This is a genomic window from Vibrio sp. Vb0937, from assembly GCF_033338855.1.
Window position 1 is genome coordinate 250,003 of record NZ_JAWOTK010000002.1, and the last position, 18,430, is coordinate 268,432.

At 43.8% G+C, this 18,430-nt stretch carries 14 protein-coding genes; 7 read left to right on the plus strand and 7 right to left on the minus strand.

What is annotated here, in order from left to right:
- Window positions 1-22 precede the first annotated feature (22 nt).
- The 3 genes from R7P67_RS04685 to R7P67_RS04695 all read right to left on the minus strand — a co-directional run bounded on the left by R7P67_RS04685 (window position 23) and on the right by R7P67_RS04695 (window position 2,207).
- Window positions 23-1,282 carry a DEAD/DEAH box helicase gene (locus R7P67_RS04685; protein ID WP_005376383.1) on the minus strand — a complete coding sequence of 420 codons (1,260 nt, stop codon included), beginning with the start codon at window positions 1,280-1,282 and terminating at the stop codon, window positions 23-25.
- A 67-nt stretch (window positions 1,283-1,349) separates the two neighbouring features.
- On the minus strand, window positions 1,350-1,952 hold the full coding sequence (locus R7P67_RS04690) for an ACP phosphodiesterase (protein WP_262581971.1): 603 nt from the start codon (window positions 1,950-1,952) through the stop codon (window positions 1,350-1,352).
- A gap of 81 nt (window positions 1,953-2,033) precedes the next feature.
- A complete protein-coding gene (locus tag R7P67_RS04695) occupies window positions 2,034-2,207 on the minus strand; it encodes a hypothetical protein (RefSeq protein ID WP_005376381.1) in 174 nt (57 codons plus the stop codon).
- Window positions 2,208-2,521: 314 nt separating this feature from the next.
- Here R7P67_RS04695 and R7P67_RS04700 point away from each other — a divergent pair, with 314 nt between their 5' ends.
- On the plus strand, window positions 2,522-3,952 hold the full coding sequence (locus R7P67_RS04700) for a methyl-accepting chemotaxis protein (protein ID WP_025767793.1): 1,431 nt from the start codon (window positions 2,522-2,524) through the stop codon (window positions 3,950-3,952).
- A gap of 430 nt (window positions 3,953-4,382) precedes the next feature.
- Here the strand turns inward: R7P67_RS04700 and R7P67_RS04705 are convergent, their stop codons facing one another.
- Both R7P67_RS04705 and R7P67_RS04710 read right to left on the minus strand, forming a co-directional pair.
- Window positions 4,383-5,051, minus strand: a complete 669-nt coding sequence (locus tag R7P67_RS04705; RefSeq protein ID WP_047103569.1) for an HAD-IA family hydrolase — start codon at window positions 5,049-5,051, stop codon at window positions 4,383-4,385.
- A 195-nt stretch (window positions 5,052-5,246) separates the two neighbouring features.
- Window positions 5,247-5,756: a flavodoxin gene (locus R7P67_RS04710; protein ID WP_169628835.1), complete on the minus strand. Its 510-nt coding sequence runs from the start codon at window positions 5,754-5,756 to the stop codon at window positions 5,247-5,249.
- 145 nt (window positions 5,757-5,901) lie between these two features.
- On the opposite strand from R7P67_RS04710, the gene R7P67_RS04715 reads away from it, so the two are divergent.
- From R7P67_RS04715 to glgC, 4 genes are all read left to right on the plus strand, one after another.
- A complete protein-coding gene (locus R7P67_RS04715) occupies window positions 5,902-6,372 on the plus strand; it encodes a CreA family protein (protein ID WP_005397614.1) in 471 nt (156 codons plus the stop codon).
- Window positions 6,373-6,605: 233 nt separating this feature from the next.
- Window positions 6,606-7,910, plus strand: a complete 1,305-nt coding sequence (locus R7P67_RS04720) for an inosine/guanosine kinase (protein WP_005376376.1) — start codon at window positions 6,606-6,608, stop codon at window positions 7,908-7,910.
- Between the two features lie 236 nt (window positions 7,911-8,146).
- The gene (locus tag R7P67_RS04725; RefSeq protein ID WP_262653613.1) at window positions 8,147-9,895 is read left to right on the plus strand and encodes a formate--tetrahydrofolate ligase; all 1,749 of its coding nucleotides are present in this window, start codon (window positions 8,147-8,149) and stop codon (window positions 9,893-9,895) included.
- A 538-nt stretch (window positions 9,896-10,433) separates the two neighbouring features.
- Window positions 10,434-11,651 carry a glucose-1-phosphate adenylyltransferase gene (gene glgC, locus R7P67_RS04730; protein ID WP_262653611.1) on the plus strand — a complete coding sequence of 406 codons (1,218 nt, stop codon included), beginning with the start codon at window positions 10,434-10,436 and terminating at the stop codon, window positions 11,649-11,651.
- A 97-nt stretch (window positions 11,652-11,748) separates the two neighbouring features.
- Here the strand turns inward: glgC and R7P67_RS04735 are convergent, their stop codons facing one another.
- Together R7P67_RS04735 and R7P67_RS04740 are read right to left on the minus strand one after the other, a co-directional pair.
- Entirely contained in the window at window positions 11,749-14,910 is a 3,162-nt protein-coding gene (locus R7P67_RS04735; RefSeq protein ID WP_213877314.1) for a chitinase C-terminal domain-containing protein, read from the minus strand.
- A 277-nt stretch (window positions 14,911-15,187) separates the two neighbouring features.
- Window positions 15,188-16,069: an AraC family transcriptional regulator gene (locus R7P67_RS04740; RefSeq protein ID WP_005386077.1), complete on the minus strand. Its 882-nt coding sequence runs from the start codon at window positions 16,067-16,069 to the stop codon at window positions 15,188-15,190.
- A gap of 206 nt (window positions 16,070-16,275) precedes the next feature.
- Here R7P67_RS04740 and R7P67_RS04745 point away from each other — a divergent pair, with 206 nt between their 5' ends.
- Together R7P67_RS04745 and R7P67_RS04750 are read left to right on the plus strand one after the other, a co-directional pair.
- Entirely contained in the window at window positions 16,276-17,424 is a 1,149-nt protein-coding gene (locus R7P67_RS04745) for an iron-containing alcohol dehydrogenase (RefSeq protein WP_047103556.1), read from the plus strand.
- A gap of 294 nt (window positions 17,425-17,718) precedes the next feature.
- Entirely contained in the window at window positions 17,719-18,375 is a 657-nt protein-coding gene (locus tag R7P67_RS04750; RefSeq protein WP_005376394.1) for a lysoplasmalogenase, read from the plus strand.
- Window positions 18,376-18,430 lie beyond the last annotated feature (55 nt).

Here is an 18,430-nt window from a genome sequence, read left to right on the forward strand (position 1 = left end):
TAAGAACAAAAGTTTGCGCGGTTTAGCGAGAGCTACGTGATTTACCACGATTCTTATGAATCGCCAATTTTGCTTTTAGCTTACGCTTCTCAGATGAACGACTACGACGACGCCCACCCCCATTTTGTTCAGGCTCAACTTCTTCTACAAGACTTGGTTCGAAACCTGCCAGCCATTCTTGGGGTAAGCGTTGATCAAGCAGATTCTCGATAGCTTGCAACAAGTACTCCTCATCTCTACTCATCAAAGAAACCGCCAAACCTGACTTTCCTGCTCTTCCAGTGCGGCCAATTCGATGGACATAATCTTCTGCTTTGAATGGCATATCAAAGTTCACGACTTGTTCTAGCTCTTGAATGTCTAACCCTCGTGCTGCCACATCGGTTGCAATCAAAGCACGTACCTTACCTTGTTTAAATTCATCCAAAGCTCTTTGGCGGGCACCTTGTGATTTATCGCCGTTGATAGAAACCGCTTTGATGCCATCTAACTTGAGCTCTTTCGCTAACTCATCACTGCCTTGCTTCGTTTTTGTAAATACAAGCACTTGCTGCCAATTCCGCGAGCCAATTAAGTACGCTAGCAATTCACGTTTCCGTTTTTTATCCACTGGATAAACCATTTGTGTTACCGTTTCAGCAGTCGTATTTGCTGGTGAAACTTCGACTTCAACTGGCGATTCCATGAGTTTATACGCTATAGTTTTGATTCGCTTCTCAAATGTCGCAGAGAACAATAGGATCTGTTTCTCAGCAGGCAAACGTCGGAAGATGCGCTGCAAGTCAGGCCAAAATCCCATATCTAACATACGGTCGGCTTCGTCTAACACGAGCATACCGGTTTTAGAGATGTTTACGTTACCATTAAACAGGTGATCCAAAAGGCGGCCTGGCGTGGCAATCAAAATATCAGCGCCCTCTTCTAACTTTCTCTTTTGTACGCCAATGCTTGTACCACCATAAACACACACAATGCGAAGTTCTGTTTCTGCCGAGTACTGATTCAAATTATCAAATACCTGCTGTGCAAGCTCGCGTGTTGGAACCAAAATCAATGCTTGAGGTGTGCCGTTAAGTTTCTTTTGCTGAACGGTTTGTATGATAGGTAAACCAAACGCAGCCGTTTTTCCCGTACCAGTTTGTGCAGCAGCAAGTAAGTTTTTTCCTGCAAGGACGTGTGGAATTGACTTTTCTTGCACTGGTGTTGGCGTCACGATATTTAGATTGCCTAGCGTCTCGATTAGCTTTTGTTCGATGCCTAAATCAGCAAAATTAACAGACATGTGTAACCTCATTATTTTTGGAGCGCAGAGTTTACCAGAGCCCCTAAAGCCATACTACTTTTCTATCTCATTGAGTTGAGTCATTAAGCTGTTGCTGAAAATCATACGACTGGCGCAAAACATCTCGATAAAGTGACGAGAACTTCTCTTCTAATTCGGTGTAATCACTTTCAATCACTTTAAATGTTGTGGTTAAGTCTGCCATCCTAGGACTTCTTTGCGACATCCGATGTAGTGCAAATTCTATATTGTCTAGATCTTGATAGGATTGAAGCCATCGGCCATGCCACATTCTGCTGTGGAGCACCAAAAAACGTGGCGGCAAATGTTCATGAACCTCTCGGTTTACTCTCTCGTATGCCGTTTGTACAAAGTGTTCGAGAGGCACGGAATGAAAGTCGTTCCAGTGTTTTGCGAGGCAATGATCCCAAAACATATCCAAAGCGATAGGTGCAAAACGTCTCGCAACACCAGTGAAATGAGGCTTACATTCGTTGACGATTGGATGATGGTCAGTAATACGGTCAACAAATCTATGTAATCTGATGCCATTTGAGATATCGCGATCATACAGCTTGCTTGGATCTCCTTTTACGAAGTCTCCAAGCAAGTTTCCCAATAAATGGCTGTTACTGTGTTCTGCGATATGCAGGTGGGCTAGAAAGTTCATTCGACGCCAGTTTTGGCCTCTAGGGCTTGGTGTGACATGAACCTAGTATAACGTCAATTACGACGAGATGAGAGTGTTCCGCTATTCGGCTTCGTTGTCTGAGCCAACGTATTCCGACAAGATAATGCCAATTTCAAGCGCATCTAGCAGCTCTAGGCTCTCATCGTTTTGGTATTGGTCGCTCATTGTGACCTCCTTTATTTTAAGCTCTCTTGCTTTTACTTGCTGACGGCCTGACTCTTGCCATATCCACATCAGCAACTCCTTTTTATAGTCTTTATATGACACATTCATGACAGCGAGAAGTAAAGATTTAAAAACCTATGAGCATAATCAAAAGTAAACGATTGCAATTAGGTTTCATATCCGCTTAACACTTTAGAGAAATGACTCTTTTATCAACATTCATGTCAATTTAAAGATATAACATACTGTTATAGGCGTCCTTAGATCTCATTTCTTAAACTAAATTTAGTATTCGTTACATATTTTGCTGATTAACTTCGCATATTTTGTTTCGATATAGCAATAGATTTGGTCAATATCTTTTATCTCTAATGGAGCTTTAAATGAGAGAAGTTGAGTTTAGAACGATAGACAGGCTGTTTATCAAGATGTCTATCAACGACAAAATGTGGGTTATATTCCTACTATTTTTAGTAGCCCTCACTTCAGTGGCTGGAAGCCGCTACTTCAATGAAATACAACAATTTGAGCAGCAAGCCATCTCGGCGAGCGAAGCGAAGCTTTCTGGTATCGTTGATGCTCAATCAAACCGCGCTACAGAAATTGACGGCGTATCGAAATCGAACCGCGTAAGCGAGAGTTCTTTTGTCGATGGGTCTGTGACCGCTTATGCCAAGTTGCATTCTGGAGAAGTGATTAAGCTGACTCAAAATGTGTCCACACAATACGAATCGGTAAAATCATCAGCTCTATCGTCACTATTACTCAGCTTCTTATGGGTTATTCCTTTTGCCCTATTCTCTTACTGGGTGGCAACGTTTATCGGAGGAGCTCTGTGGGTTTTATATACAACAACCGAAAAAATTGGTGACGGTGACTTAACCTCTCGTCTTGGTTTCCATCCAGGTCGAGATGAATTCGGTACCATCGGCTGTGCGCTAGACAAGTCTATGGATACCTTAAGTGAACTGGTTAATAGTGTTAAAAATAATGCAACGATGTTGAGCGAGACATCTTCTGCATTCGAAAAAGATATGCAGTTGAGTGAAACCCAGATATCTCATCAATATCAAACGCTTGATTCAGTCGCGACGGCAATGGAAGAAATGACAGCCTCTGCAAAGGAGGTATCAAGTATTTCTCAACAAGCAACGACGCAGTCAGACCAAGATGCCCAGAAGATCGAACTAAGCAGAAGCCGTGTACAAAACGTGATTGGCGAGATAGAGACGTTATCTAGCTATATTGAACAAGCCTCTACGTCAGTAACCAATTTAAACGAGAATACGACGCAGATTAATGACGTGATCACAACGATTAACGCCATTTCAGAACAAACTAATCTGTTGGCGCTAAACGCAGCAATCGAAGCAGCCCGTGCTGGTGAACAAGGTCGTGGATTTGCAGTGGTTGCCGATGAAGTACGTACATTAGCAAGCAGAACTCAACAGGCAACAGTAGAGATCCAAGCCATGATTGAGAAGCTTCAAATTGAGAGCCAGAACATTGCTTCAATCACCAACCGAACCGTTCAGCAAGCTCAAACCAGCAGCCAGCTTATTGATGAAATCGGCCATGATGTTACCTCTATTGCCGAGTCAGCACGCTCATTAATGGACATGAGCATTCAGATTTCCACATCTGCTGAAGAACAAAGCGCAGTTGCTAACGATATTGCATCGGAACTTTCAGAAATTCGTAGTCAATCAAGCACAATCAGAGAAGTGGCGGAGCAATCTACCGCTGGCGTCGCTAATCTCACGCAAGCCTCCGTTTCTCTTGGTGAGATATTACAACGCTACCGCACCGCATAACGTTGTGGAACTTATGATCAACAAGGGCTCCTTAAGGAGCCCTTTTCATTAAGCCGTGTTCAACTATTACCTTCGATATTTTCTACGACATCCAAGTGGATATTTGAAGTGAATCTCAAGTTCTCGCTGTACCGGATGAAATAATGTTCTTAAACAAAGCGTTCCGCTATGCTTGATCTTGCCAATTCCAATTTGCTGCTGGAAAACAATATGAATAATTACAAAGACACAAAAGACATAGAGAACCTGAATTGCCCACTCTGCCAAGGAGATGAATATCTCATTTCATCGGATGGCGAGAAATTCACATGCGCTGCTTGCGGATTTCATACAAAAAACTTCTCATCTATCCAATGTCTACATCAAACGCCTTACCTACAGTCTAAACTTAAGCACATCCACAGCTTAAGTCCGGTTTGCCATTAATAGGTCAAACAGAGCAGCCACACAGCTGCTCTTTTAATTCATCTAAATGATGGATGCGAATTACACGCTCGTCATCAACACGATTGATAGCTTCACCATTAAATAACTGCACCGTTTTGATACCGGCGTTTAGTCCCGCCTCAACTCCTTTAGGAGTGTCATCAATATAAAGACAGTCACTTGGTAAAAAGCCCATGCTCATAGCACTGTACATGATTAAATCGGGCTCAGGCTTCCAACTATTCGCATCGAATGCCGAGAACACTTTCCCTCGGAAAGCATCGAGTAAACCGGTTAACTCCAAAGCGTATTCAATTTTATCTTTAGGTCCATTAGACGCCACACAATATTCGATATTATGCGAATCCAAAAACTGAATTAATCGTTTTGCGCCATCCATCGGCTGTAAGTGACGCACAAAAAGAGACTGGACTTCTTCTCGGTATTGCGGCTCTAAAACATCAATTGGGACTTTGATATCTTTCAATTCTTTAGTATCTAAAAGGATGTCTGCGAGCTTTCCTCCTTTAAAGTGAGAAACGCACTCTTCCATCGTTAACTCAGCCCCATGCTGGTTAAATACATTGACGAGCGCTTGGCAACACAGTCTTTCGCTGTCGACCAACGTACCATCACAGTCAAATATCACGCACTTAATATTGGTAATTGCCATAGCCATCTCCAGACGTCTTAAAGGCTCAAGCCCAAGCTGATTTTAAGAATGTTTGGATTAATCTTATTTGAGTTTGGGATTGTTGAAACGACGAGCTTGGCATTTCATGGAAATAGAAGGGAGCAATTACAGTTTTTCTAAGCAAGATCACCCAACGTCATCTTGCTTTACTTTTTATGCACATTGATGTGTAAGTTAGTTTTCGATAACCACTGAGTCTAACAGTTTTTGCTCGGTGCTTAGTCTTTTAGCCAGATCAGCCACAAACGAGCTTTTGTATTTTGATTCAGAAACAGCAACATCAGAGATGAGTGTATTTCCTTCGAGATGGCTAACAATAGCAGCACCAATTGGGACTCCAGATTTAAAACCAACATATAATTCAAAATCTGGCGTGAGGATAATCTGTGTCAGATATTCAATGATCATATCTTTATCATACTGCTGTTTCCAGCGCTGAGATTGCAAGATAGAGAACATAATGGTCAGTCGATGAAAATCGACCAGAAAAATATCGTCGGGGTTAAATTCAGAGTCACTTTCCAGTAGTGTGTCTTTGTCGACTACTTGATACGTTGCTTTTTCTAGCGTTTTGAAATAGACATCGCGCCCTTTCAAACTCTCTGGTGTCGGAAATTCAACTTCGACCAGATCATACAGCCATGTATTTTTACGCTCGATACTGGCTAACTGTTGTTCATTCATCTTGATACCTTCGTTTAGAGCAGTACATTAGCATGAAGCCCGCAACAAACCTAGCGCACATAGACCTTTCCGTGGCTAAATTTTGTTTTAGGTGCAAACCTCTGATAGATTTCATCAATATCTTTCCTAGTTAAGGACAAAAATAATGAAAAAGATGCTGTTAAGTGCATTGCTTGCTACTACTCTAGTTGGTTGTTCAGATAACGATGTTGCTGACGTGGGGCTCGGTTGGTTTACTTTGAAAGACATCAAAGTCGGTGAGTTGAAAGACGAGGTGGTAACAGGTGTCACATGTCACATCGCCTCTATCGAAGCGGATTTCAGCTTAGCAGATCCAAGTGATAGCTCAATATCATGTCGTCAGACTGGCGAAATCACACCGGAAATGATTGCAAAAATAGATAAGAGTAAGTCCGGTGAAATTGTATTTAAGAAGTCAAAAAGCATTTTCTTCAAAACAATGAAGGTTCGCCGTATTTATGATGCCGATAACCAAACCTTACTCTACTTGTCTTATACAACAAAAGAGACCGATGGTAGTTTTAAGCATAGCCTTTCGACAGTCCCACTTTGGGGTACCAAGGCTTACGTTGAGCCAACTGAAGTGAAAAAGTAACGCGGGTAAATTTAGTTAGCGCGGAGCAGGCTCTTTCCGGGCGCTGCTGAGCAACAAGTTTAAAAAACAACCCATTGCAATACGACAAGCGTCATAAATTGCAGCTGCTTTGGTTGCTATTTACTCAGCTCGCTGATTTTTTCAGCGAGCAGACTTCTTTGTAATAAATCGCCACGATTTTCATTTTTTTGTGATACAATCCCGCCTCTTTTTTTTCTCACTCAAGAACAAGCATGAAGTTTCCTGGTCAGCGTAAATCTAAACACTACTTCCCAACTCACGCTCGAGATCCATTAGTAAACCAAATCCGACAGGCACCTAAGCTATATCGCCCAACTATTGTTGGTGTCGGTCAAACCATTGTAGATATCGAAGCACGTGTAGATGACGCGTTTTTAGAGAAATACAACCTGAGTAAAGGACATTCGCTCGTTCTTGAAGAAAGCAAAGCAGATGCACTTTACGAAGAACTGGTTGAGCAAGGCCTGATCACACACCAATACCCAGGTGACACGATTGGCAATACTCTTCACAACTACTCAGTTTTAGCCGATAGCAAATCCGTTTTGCTCGGTGTGATGTCTAAGAACATTCAAGTCGGTTCTTTTGCTTACCGCTACCTTTGCCGTACGTCTTCACGCATGAACCTTAACCATTTACAAACGGTAGATGGCCCTATTGGTCGCTGCTACACCCTAATTTCTCAAGACGGTGAGCGTACATTTGCTATCAACGAAGGTCATATGAATCAACTACTTCCGGAAAGCATTCCTGAAGAGATCTTTGAGAAAGCATCAGCCCTGGTTGTTTCTTCTTACCTAATGCGTGGTAAAGAAGAAGATCCAATGCCTAAAGCGGTACAAAGAGCGATCGACTTTGCTAAGAAGCACGATGTCCCTGTTGTACTTACGTTAGGGACAAAGTACGTTATCGAAGGTAACGCACAGTGGTGGCAAGAATACATTCGCGAAAACATTTCTGTTGTCGCTATGAATGAAGAAGAAGGTGCGGCGCTAACAGGTGAAACAGAGCCGCTAGCTGCTGCTGATAAAGCACTTGAATGGGTTGATCTCGTACTGTGTACGGCAGGACCAAATGGTCTGTACATGGCTGGTTACACCGACGAGAAAGTAAAACGAGAAACCACACACGACATCCTTGAAAGCTCCCTCGAAGCCTTTAACCAGTACGAGTTTAGTCGTGCGATGCGTAAAGAAGACTGTCAAAACCCAATGAAGGTCTACTCTCACATCGGCCCTTACCTTGGTGGACCATTAGAGATTAAGAACACTAATGGTGCAGGTGATGCAGCCCTTTCAGCCTTACTGCATGACATGGCAGCAAACTCTTTCCACCAAAAAGAAGTGCCTAACTCAGAAAAGCACGAAGTACGATGCTTAACCTACTCCTCGCTTTCTCAGATCTGTAAATACGCAAACCGAGTAAGCTATGAAGTGTTGACGCAGCACTCTCCTCGCCTATCGCGAGCGCTTCCTGAACGAGAAGATAGCTTAGAAGAGACTTATTGGGATCGTTAAAACGACAGCTTTAAAGCTAAAAATATATCAAGGTCACCATTTGGTGGCCTTTTTGTTTTTATCTAGCACTATAACGAGTAGATTTCGTTAGTATGTCGCACAATACGAAGCAGTAAACTCTTTACAAGCCTAACCGAAACAGTACCATCACCAAGCAGACCTTTGCCTCACAATAATACTCGTTATAACTCAGGTAGTTTTTCAACGCTACCCGTGTGCCACTTTGGGGATTCTCCATGCAGTCAGATATCGAAATTTGCCGAAACACACCACTTTTTTCTATTGATGTTATCGCGGAAAAAGTAGGACTATTGCCCGAAGAGTATGACACTCACGGGAAGCACAAAGCCAAAGTCCACCCAAAATGTTTGGAACGACTCAAAGCAAATGATGACGGTAAACTTGTACTCGTCACTGCGATCACGCCGACTCCTCTTGGCGAAGGAAAAACCGTTACGACGATAGGATTGGCGCAAGGTTTAGCAAAGCTTAATCAATCTGTTACTGCATGTATAAGGCAACCTTCGATGGGACCCGTCTTCGGTATTAAAGGTGGCGCAGCGGGCGGTGGTTATTCTCAAGTAGCTCCAATGGAAGAGTTAAACTTACACCTTACTGGTGACATTCACGCAGTGACAGCGGCGCACAACCTTGCTTCAGCCGCTCTTGACGCTCGCTTGTTCCATGAGCAACGCGAGGGTTATGATGCCTTTGAATCACGCACCGGGTTAAGAGCACTTAAAATCGACACGGCAAGTATTACTTGGAAACGAGTGATGGACCATAATGATCGTGCACTACGTAAAGTCAAAATTGGCCTCAATGATGCAGGAAAAACCATCAATGGTTTCGAGCGTGACGAAGGGTTCGATATTTCAGCCGCTTCCGAGTTAATGGCTATCATTGCACTAGCCAAAGATTTAAAAGATTTACGCCAACGTATCGGGAAAATTGTCGTAGCGTACGATTTGAACGGAAACCCGGTCACCACGGAAGATCTACAAGTTGCAGGAGCAATGGCAGTAACACTAAAAGAGGCGATTGCACCAACACTGATGCAAACTCTAGAAGGTGTTCCTACGTTGATCCATGCAGGTCCATTTGCAAACATCGCCCATGGAAATTCATCCATTATCGCGGACGATATTTCGCTAAAACTGTCAGGTTACACGGTAACTGAAGCCGGTTTTGGTTCGGATATGGGATTTGAGAAAGCGTGTAACATTAAAGCTGCTGCCGCCAACAAAGCTCCTGACTGTGTAGTGATCGTAGCAACATTACGTGGCCTCAAAGCGAATTCTGGACACTACGATTTACGGCCAGGTATGGCTATTCCAGATTCCATTTTTAATCCGGGCCAAGCAGCATTGGAGGCTGGGTTTGAAAATTTAAAATGGCACATAAATAACGTTCATAAATACGGTTTACCTGCTGTCGTTGCCATTAACCAGTTTCCACAAGATTGTGTGAAAGAGCTTAAAGCTCTTGAAGAGCTGATTCACCAATTTAATCCCGAAGTTAAAGTAGCCATCAGCACCGCTTTCTCGCAAGGCGGACAAGGCACAACGGAACTAGCTCAACATGTTATTGATGCGTGTACCACGCCTATAGAGTTTTGTCCGTTATACAACAAAGAGCAATCATTACTCGAAAAGCTCATGGCAGTATGTGAAGCGGGCTATGGAGCAACCAATATAGAAATGACTCCTATCGCGACTGAACAGCTCAAACATTTTGAGCAATTAGGCTTTAACAACTTAGCGGTTTGCATCGCGAAGACACCACTATCTATAACCACAGACTCCGCAGTCAAAGGCGCACCAACTGGTTTTACCGTCCCAATCCGTGAGCTGCGCTTGTGTGCGGGCGCAGGATTCGTTTATGCATTATCTGGTACCGTGATGACGATGCCAGGCTTACCTGATAAACCCGCATTTATGAACTTAGATCTTGATGATGAAGGAAATATCGTCGGTCTCTCTTAGTGCAGTGATAACGTATCGCTATCAGTGATAGTGAACATATTCATTGAGTGAGTGGTCTACTTACCTATCCACTCACTCTCAACAACTGTGAAAAGAGTTGTCTCAGGCCTTCTACTCTTGAATTGTTGATACAAAGCTCTCTTGCCTTACATCAACGCGCCTGTTTTAGACCTTTAGAGTTAAGACGCTAACCCTAAGCCTTGTTTAGCCATAGTTATTAAGCTAGAAAACCCTATTTATCTTCTTGTTTTGTCGCCACTTTACATTGTAAATCCATACTTGTTGACTTCTCCTTTCTACAATTTTGCGCCAATTTGATGCACGGGCTATTTAGCGCTTCACTAATATGGTGCAGTTGTCTTACAGTGAAATTTTAACCTCCTTGATTTTTAAGGAGATATTCTATGGCTCGATTCTTGTAGTAGACTTTTCACTAATAAGCACATTAGCACATGCTTTTCAAAACCTCTGCGTTGCATACCACCTCCTTCAGGTTAGCACCGTTTTGATGCATGTCAGAAAAGGGAAAGGGAATACTATGGAAGACGCACTCGCCGTAATTTTAGCAGGAGGGATGGGGTCTAGACTCAGCCCACTCACCGATGACAGAACCAAGCCAGCCGTACCTTTTGGCGGAAAATATAGAATTATAGATTTCACACTAACCAATTGTTTACATTCGGGTTTACGCAAGATCCTTGTTTTAACCCAATATAAATCTCATTCACTTCAAAAACACTTACGAGACGGCTGGTCGATATTCAATCCAGAGCTAGGTGAGTACATTACTGCTGTTCCACCACAAATGCGCAAAGGTGGTGCATGGTATGAAGGAACCGCCGATGCGATTTATCACAACATGTGGTTGCTATCGCGAAATGATGCAAAGCATGTGGTTGTGTTATCCGGCGATCATATCTATCGAATGGACTACGCCGCAATGCTTGAAGAGCATAAAGAGAAAGGTGCTAAGCTCACCGTTGCCTGTATGGATGTTCCCGTAGAGGATGCTTCAGCATTCGGTGTAATGGGCACCACAGAAAGCGGGCTCGTTACTTCGTTTATAGAGAAACCTGAAACCCCACCTACCCTTCCTGGAAGCGCGACCAGAAGCCTTGTTTCTATGGGAATATATATCTTTGATATGGATGTTTTGAAAGAAGTGCTTGAAGAAGACTCAAAACTCGATTCATCAAGCCATGACTTCGGAAAAGACATCATACCTAAGCTGATTGATACGGAATCCGTTTACGCTTATCAATTCTGTGGTAGTAAAGGGCGCGTCGATAAAGATTGCTATTGGCGCGACGTAGGTACCATTGATTCCTTCTATGAAGCGAATATGGATCTACTAGAACCTGTGCCGCCAATGAATCTTTATCAGTCCAATTGGACGATTCGTACTTACGAGCCGCAGTTTCCACCAGCTCGTACTGTATCGTCGGCTACGGGTAATGAAGGTATTTTTATTAACTCCATCATTGCTACCGGTGTCATCAATTCCGGAGGCTCAGTACAGCACTCCATAATCTCCTCTAACGTACGCATTCAAGATAGTGCAACGGTAGTCGATTCCATCATTTTTGATGACGTAGAAGTTGGTGAAGGAAGTCAGTTGGTAAACTGCATAGTTGATAAACATGTTCGTATTCCGCCACATACTCAAATTGGCATCAACAAACTTGAAGATGCGAAGCGATTTAAAATCTCAGACAAAGGTATTGTCGTCATACCCGAAAGTTACCAATTCGATTAAACGACAAACTATCACAACAAAAAAGCGCACGATAATCATCGTACGCTTTTGTTTAAGTGCCTGTAAACATTAGGCTATAACAAATAATCCATAATAATTAGATGTTACATACCGTTGACCAGCTACCATCTGTACCCGGTTCAGCCGCTGTCCACCAGTTCGCTTGGTAAACCACACCGTTGTGGATGATCTTATCACCTTGGTTAGCGTGGCTTGGATTACCTGCCCAATCCGTTTGTGGCAGAGCTGGGTATGTCACTAAACCTGTCGTATCACACGTACCTGGTTCAGTGCTACCACCACCCGTGCCCGCATTGAGATCACCAATTGGTAGAGCTGGCTGTTCAAACTTAAACGCAAACTCTTTACCACCAGAAATCACTGAGTAGTTAGCCGGACCAGAGATTGGTAGGTAGTAAACCATATCAAGCTCGTAAGTGCCGCCCGCTGGCAAGTCTTTCCATGCTGGTAGAGAGAACGACACACGGTGCATTACGCCATCTAAGCCACCAATGTTGTTTGCTCGAGTATGTCCAGAAGCAATCACTTTCAAACCACCACCTGATTGGTCTTTCGCGTTGTCCGGCGCAGATACTGGGATATCGAATTGGAATTCAGTACCGCCAGGGATCGCTTGACCAGTGTTGTTCGTAAACGTGATTTTCGGGTTAATTGGGTAGTTTTGGTCGCCAACTTTGAAGCCGCCAACACTAACAGTAATGTCTACTGCTTCAGTTGGTGTTGGACCAGTCGCTACTTTGTTACCGTAAGGCGTCGCAGACTTAAACTTGTCGTAGATAGCTTTGGTCATAGTGTTACCCATGTGGTATTCACCATTACCCGCCGCACAAGCTTGTTCAGTTGCATCTACTGCCGTACGATTACCATTTGCATCCAGTACGTAACAGTTGTAGTCACCTGCTAGTTCCCAGAACATGATACCGCCGATCTCTTTATCGATAACGTAATCGGCTTTCACCTCGATAGAAGCTTTATCTTCCGTAGATAGGAATACGCTCTTCTCTGCGTTCCACAACCAAGGTGCCACAGCAACGCTATCGTAATGACGAGTATAAGTACCAACAAACTTATCTGAAGGATCGTTGACTGGGTCGAGACCGTAAGCAGCTGCGTAAGAGCCCCAAATACCGTTTTCTAGGTTCTTAGCATGCCACATTGGGTTAGAACCAGCGCCCATTTCGTTTCCTTTAGGGTCGGTATCATGCCACATGTTGTCGATACCAATAGCGCCGTGACCACAGTTGTTCTTCTCACCTTCACCTGTGCCCGGTTGGCACTCTGCTTGGTTTGGTAGTGCCGCTCGGCCCCAAAGGCCATTTTCGCCACCAGTAACACCTTGCCAACCACGGGTGTAGTAAGGAACACCAATGTTGATACGACCTGCTGGCATAGAACCACGGAAGTAATGGTAAGCCCAGTCTGTGTTCAAGTAACCGATACCACCGTATGCAGCAGTACCGTATACGTTCCACTGCGCTAGCTCCGAGTCTTTACCTGTATCGAATAAAGCCGCGTTATGACCAACGTGATCATTCCAAGCCCCATGCAAGTCGTAAGACATGATGTTTACGTAGTCTAGGTACTTAGTTACATCGAAGGTTTCCATCCCACGTAGCAAGTAACCTGAAGATGGTGCTGCGATAGTCAGCATATAATGAATACCATCTTGTGCGGATGCCGCATCAAGTTTCTCACGCAATACTTTCATCAGCTCTTGGTAAGACGCCCATAAATACTGACGACGTGGTTCCATGAAGTCTTTGTCGTAAGGGTTACCAGCACCAGCCATTGACGTCGGGTATTCATAGTCGATATCCAGGCCATCGAACTTGTACTGACGCATCATTTCAACGGCAGAAGTTGCGAACTTCTCAATACCAGCATGATTAATAGAACCGTCCGCATTCGTCGTCATGGTGTAGAAGCCACCATCAGCTACACGATCGCCGTTCGTATCGAAGTGACCGCCCGTTTCAGCCCAACCACCAATCGAGATTAGCGTTTTAACATCATGTTTTTGCTTGTAAGTTGCTAGTGCACCAAAATGACCTTTAAAACCAAGAGCAGGATCTACCTCAACGCCTGGCCAAGTTTTACCTGTAGCAGGGTTGTTAGGATCATTAACGTCGCCAACGTTTACTTTGCCGTCAGAACCAATGCTCACAAACGCGTAGTTAATGTGAGTAAGTTGTTCCCAAGGAATGTCTTTAACAAGGTAAGTCGATTGTGGGTCGTCACCTGCTCGCCAACTGGTGAAGTAGCCGATTACACGACGTGGGTGATCAGCCCCCATTTTCTCACGGCCTTCTTCGTCATAAATAGAACAGTAAGGAACATCTACACCCGTTGTTTGATAAAGACCATCAGGACGACAATTAGATGTCACTGCGCCGCCGTTTACCGTTAACGTCGCAAGTGCAGAATCTGCTGTTGCTCCAGCATCATCGGTAGCTCTCGCATAAACACTTAATGAGCCAGCTTGTGAAGGGGTTACATCCAGCGTGTATGGCGCTGCTGTAGCAGTGCCAGCAAGTACACCTGCAACATAAAAATCAACTTTAGAAACGGTACCATCCGCATCCGTAGCATTTGCAGTCAGTGTGACGGAACCACCCAGGTCAATAGAGGTCGCAGAAAGCGCGACATCCACTGTCGGCGCTTCGTTACCAGGTTGCGCTGATGCCACAGTTAACGTCACAACACTTGCCGTACTAACGGCACCTGCATCGTCATAGGCCTTGGTAGAGAACTCGTGCTGTCCTTCAGTTGCTGTCCACGATGCAGCATACGGCGCAGACGTTGCCTGACCAACTAATATACCATCAACAAAGAACTCTACTTTGCTAACAGTCCCATCAGTATCTGCCGCATCTGCAGCTAGGTTAACAACATCACCCGCAGTCACAGAAGCCGACGCAGAAGGCGATGTCAGAGTAACCGTCGGGACTTCATTCTGAGGTGGATCAACCGGTCCAGCGCCATCACAAGCGCCAAGTGTTTCCCACTCGCCCCACTCACCAGATTGCGCTGGATTGTTGTTTTGCGTCCAGTAACGCGCTTTATAAGCATTACCTTCATGCTGAACTTGGTCGCCACCGTTATAAACTTTTGATGATTGCCAAGTTTCTAGAGGGGCACAGTCAACTGCTGCGTAGCTATTGAAGGCCATAAGACAAGAAGCGGTGAGTGTGCTTAGTGTGAACACGTTTTTCACTGCGTTGCCGTTTTTAAGGTGCATAATCGCTCTTCCTTAAGTTATTGTTAAAACAATACTAAATGCGCTAAACGAAGCGCATCTATACTTTTATTTCGACGTAAAATAACTTAAGTACAAGTTGGTGATTTCACACTATCTATTTACGAGTTTTCCACACCGCCTCGCAACAATCCACTAAATGATTGCAACAACGTACCTATTATTTGGCACCAGTAACTAATTTTATAACTCAAATAAATATGTCACTCGCAAATTAATAAAAAAGGTAAAAAAAGTCGCCATTTTGAAATAAAGATCACTAAGCCTTTGTTGACCTTGGCGTTTCATTAAAATGCCGCTTGTACTCGCGACTAAACTGTGATGGGCTCGTGTACCCGACCATTCTCGCTGCATCATTAACACGTCGCCCCTCTAACTGGATCAATTCGCGCGCTTTGTTAAGTCGAACTTTCTTAATATATTGCAGCGGAGATTCAAGCGTGACATTGCGAAATGCTTGATGGAAAGCAGACACACTCATGTTGGCTTCTTCAGCCAATGCTTGTACGTTCAACTGTTCATGATACGCTTGATGTACACGATTTAGTGCTTTAGCGACCCTCGCGTAAGAACCTTCTTGATGTGCTAGGTCAAATAAAACATACCCCTCTTTGCTCACCAAAGTACGATACACAATTTCCTCAAGAAGCAGCTCGCCAAGCATGATGACATCAAGCTCGTTACACATTGCTTTCATTAACCGCTTGCACGCATCCAACATACCTTCATTCATACGTACCGACTTAAGGCCGCAACGGGTTGCATCCAGACACTTATTACTGAATTTCTCAGCCTCTAATTTTTTAACGAGTTTATGAAGAAGCGTTGGCGAAATATCTATCGAAATGCCAAGTAAAGGCTCATTGTTTGTCGCAAACGCTTCGCACTCTAGTGGCATGGGAACCCCGACAACAAGGTAATCTTCGGGCCCATATTGCACTGGTGTATCACCAATATGAATATTCTTATGCCCTTGACCCAATACGATGATGCCGGACTGATAGACAAACGGCTGGCGATGATTCCCTTTGCTACTGCGATAAAACCATACGCCATCTATCGCTGTTTTCTTCATACCTTCTAGGTCATGCAGCCCCTGCTTTTCAACATATTGCTGCATGATATCTGCGAGAGTGTGCATTAGAGCGCTCCATCAATGACCAACGAGTTTGGTCTCTATTATCGTTTCGAGCACTATACTTCCTCTCGACATTAACTTTCTAGCTCAAGAGCATTAATTTTGTAGAAATAGGCAAATTATTTGCAGAAATCGACCTGTTAACGATCGTTAATCAGGACTAATATGCATGTATTCAATCTCCTTCACTGGAAGCAAGAGGGCTAATAATGAACTTTTCTTATGTAAACCCAACCAAGATTTTCTTTGGTCAAAAACAAATCGCTGCAATCAAAGAAGCTATCCCATCCGACCAAAAAGTTTTAGTGGTATACGGTGGTGGCTCCATCAAAAAAAATGGCGTGTACGACCAAGTAGCAGAAGCTCTTGAGGCACATGAATGGCTAGAGTTTTCAGGTGTTGAACCAAACCCAACCAAAGAAACACTCGATAAAGCAGTCGCAATGGTAAAAGAGCATGGCGTTGACTTTATTTTAGCGGTAGGTGGTGGTTCAGTCATCGATGGCTCCAAATACGTAGCAGCGGCATCAAAGTATGATGGTGATGGTTGGGATATCATGATTGGTAAGCACCAAGTCACTGAAGCGACGCCTCTAGCTGCAATTTTGACATTGCCAGCAACAGGCTCAGAGTCAAACATGGGCGCAGTTATCACTAAAAAAGAAACTCAAGACAAACTTCCGTTCATGTCTCCAGCAGTGCAGCCAAAATTTGCCGTGTTAGACCCAGATGTAATGAAAACACTGCCAGAACGCCAGCTTATCAACGGCATTGTTGACGCATGGGTGCACGTATGTGAGCAATACTTGACGCTTCCTACCGGTGCAATGGTTCAAGATGGTTACGCAGAAACACTGCTGAAAACTTTAAAAACACTCGGAGAACAGTTTGCGGAACGAGACGACGATATGTGGCGCGCAAACTTAATGTGGTCTGCTAACCAAGCATTGAATGGGTTAATTGGTAGTGGCGTTCCACAAGACTGGGCGACACATATGATCGGCCATGAATTAACGGCTCTATGGGGCGTTGATCATGCGCGTTCTCTTGCAATTGTCCAACCGTCGTTACTTCGTAACCAAATGCAGTTTAAGCGCCCTAAGTTAGAACAAATGGGTCGCAACGTATTTGGTCTTGAAGCAGGTGAGGATTTAGCAGAGCGCACAATCGAATCTATCGAAGCGTTTTATCATCAACTTGATGTCGCAACTAAGCTCGAAAACTATGGTGAGAGCCGTGAACAAGCTATCGATGCCATCATTGATCAACTAAACAAACACGGCATGACTGTTTTAGGTGAAAACCAGGCGATCACACTTGAACGTAGCCGAGAAATCTTAGAGTTAGCTGTCTCATAACTGCAACAATTCTTCACTGCCCTTCCTAGGGTTTAACGGTATTGTGACTTAACAGTCACAATACCGTTTTTTTATGCTATTTTGTAAGCCACATCACGTTCAAAACGAGGAGGCTTCTAAAAACAACGATTCCCTCCAGACAAAAAATCGGCCGTGTTGGTTAGTAAAGAGACAACTGTCCAGCTTTACACAAATAAAAATAATTGAGATCAAAGAACGAGTTAACTCGTTAATTAAGTTTTGATTTGTTGTAGTGATGTACTACATAATTTTGTCTGTTCGAGAAAACACTTTATGTGGCTAGTTGTTGTCGTATTAGCATTCATACATATCATCAGTATCCGTAAAGGCTCTAAATGGCTCTTTTACGTTTCTAAACCATTACCAGTGCTCTGTATGCTTGGTATTTTAATTCAGTCCCCGGCTTACCCAATGCCATATGCGCATTGGATTTTGATTGGCTTATCGCTCTCGTTGCTTGGTGACGTGTTATTAATGCTCCCTAGAGACAAGTTCATTACAGGATTAGTGCTCTTTTGCTCTGCCCATCTCTCCTATAGTTATGGTTTTGCCATCATGTCAGCGTGGCATTTTACACCTTGGCTCCCAATTGCCTTGTTCGGACTCGGTATATGCGTCTACTGGTTGTTCCGACCGGATCTCGGTAAAGAAAAACGGCCAGTTGCTAGTTATATATTGGTACTGATGACTATGTGCTGGGCTTCGATCGAGTATTATTTGAGTGGGAAAACACAATCCTCCTCTTTTGCAGTGCTCGGAAGCTTTATCTTTATTATCTCTGGCATCGTATTGGCTTTCGAACGCTTTGGAGGACGGTCAATATTTTCACGACAAGTTGTCATGGTGACCTACTATTCTGCACAGACACTAATGGTTATGTCTGTTGTTGCGATTGTTGTTCGTTATCCGTATCTCGTTGAACTGAGTTAGTCATACTCTAGACTGCACCAACATTAAAGAAACATGGATGTATCTTGTAATCGAT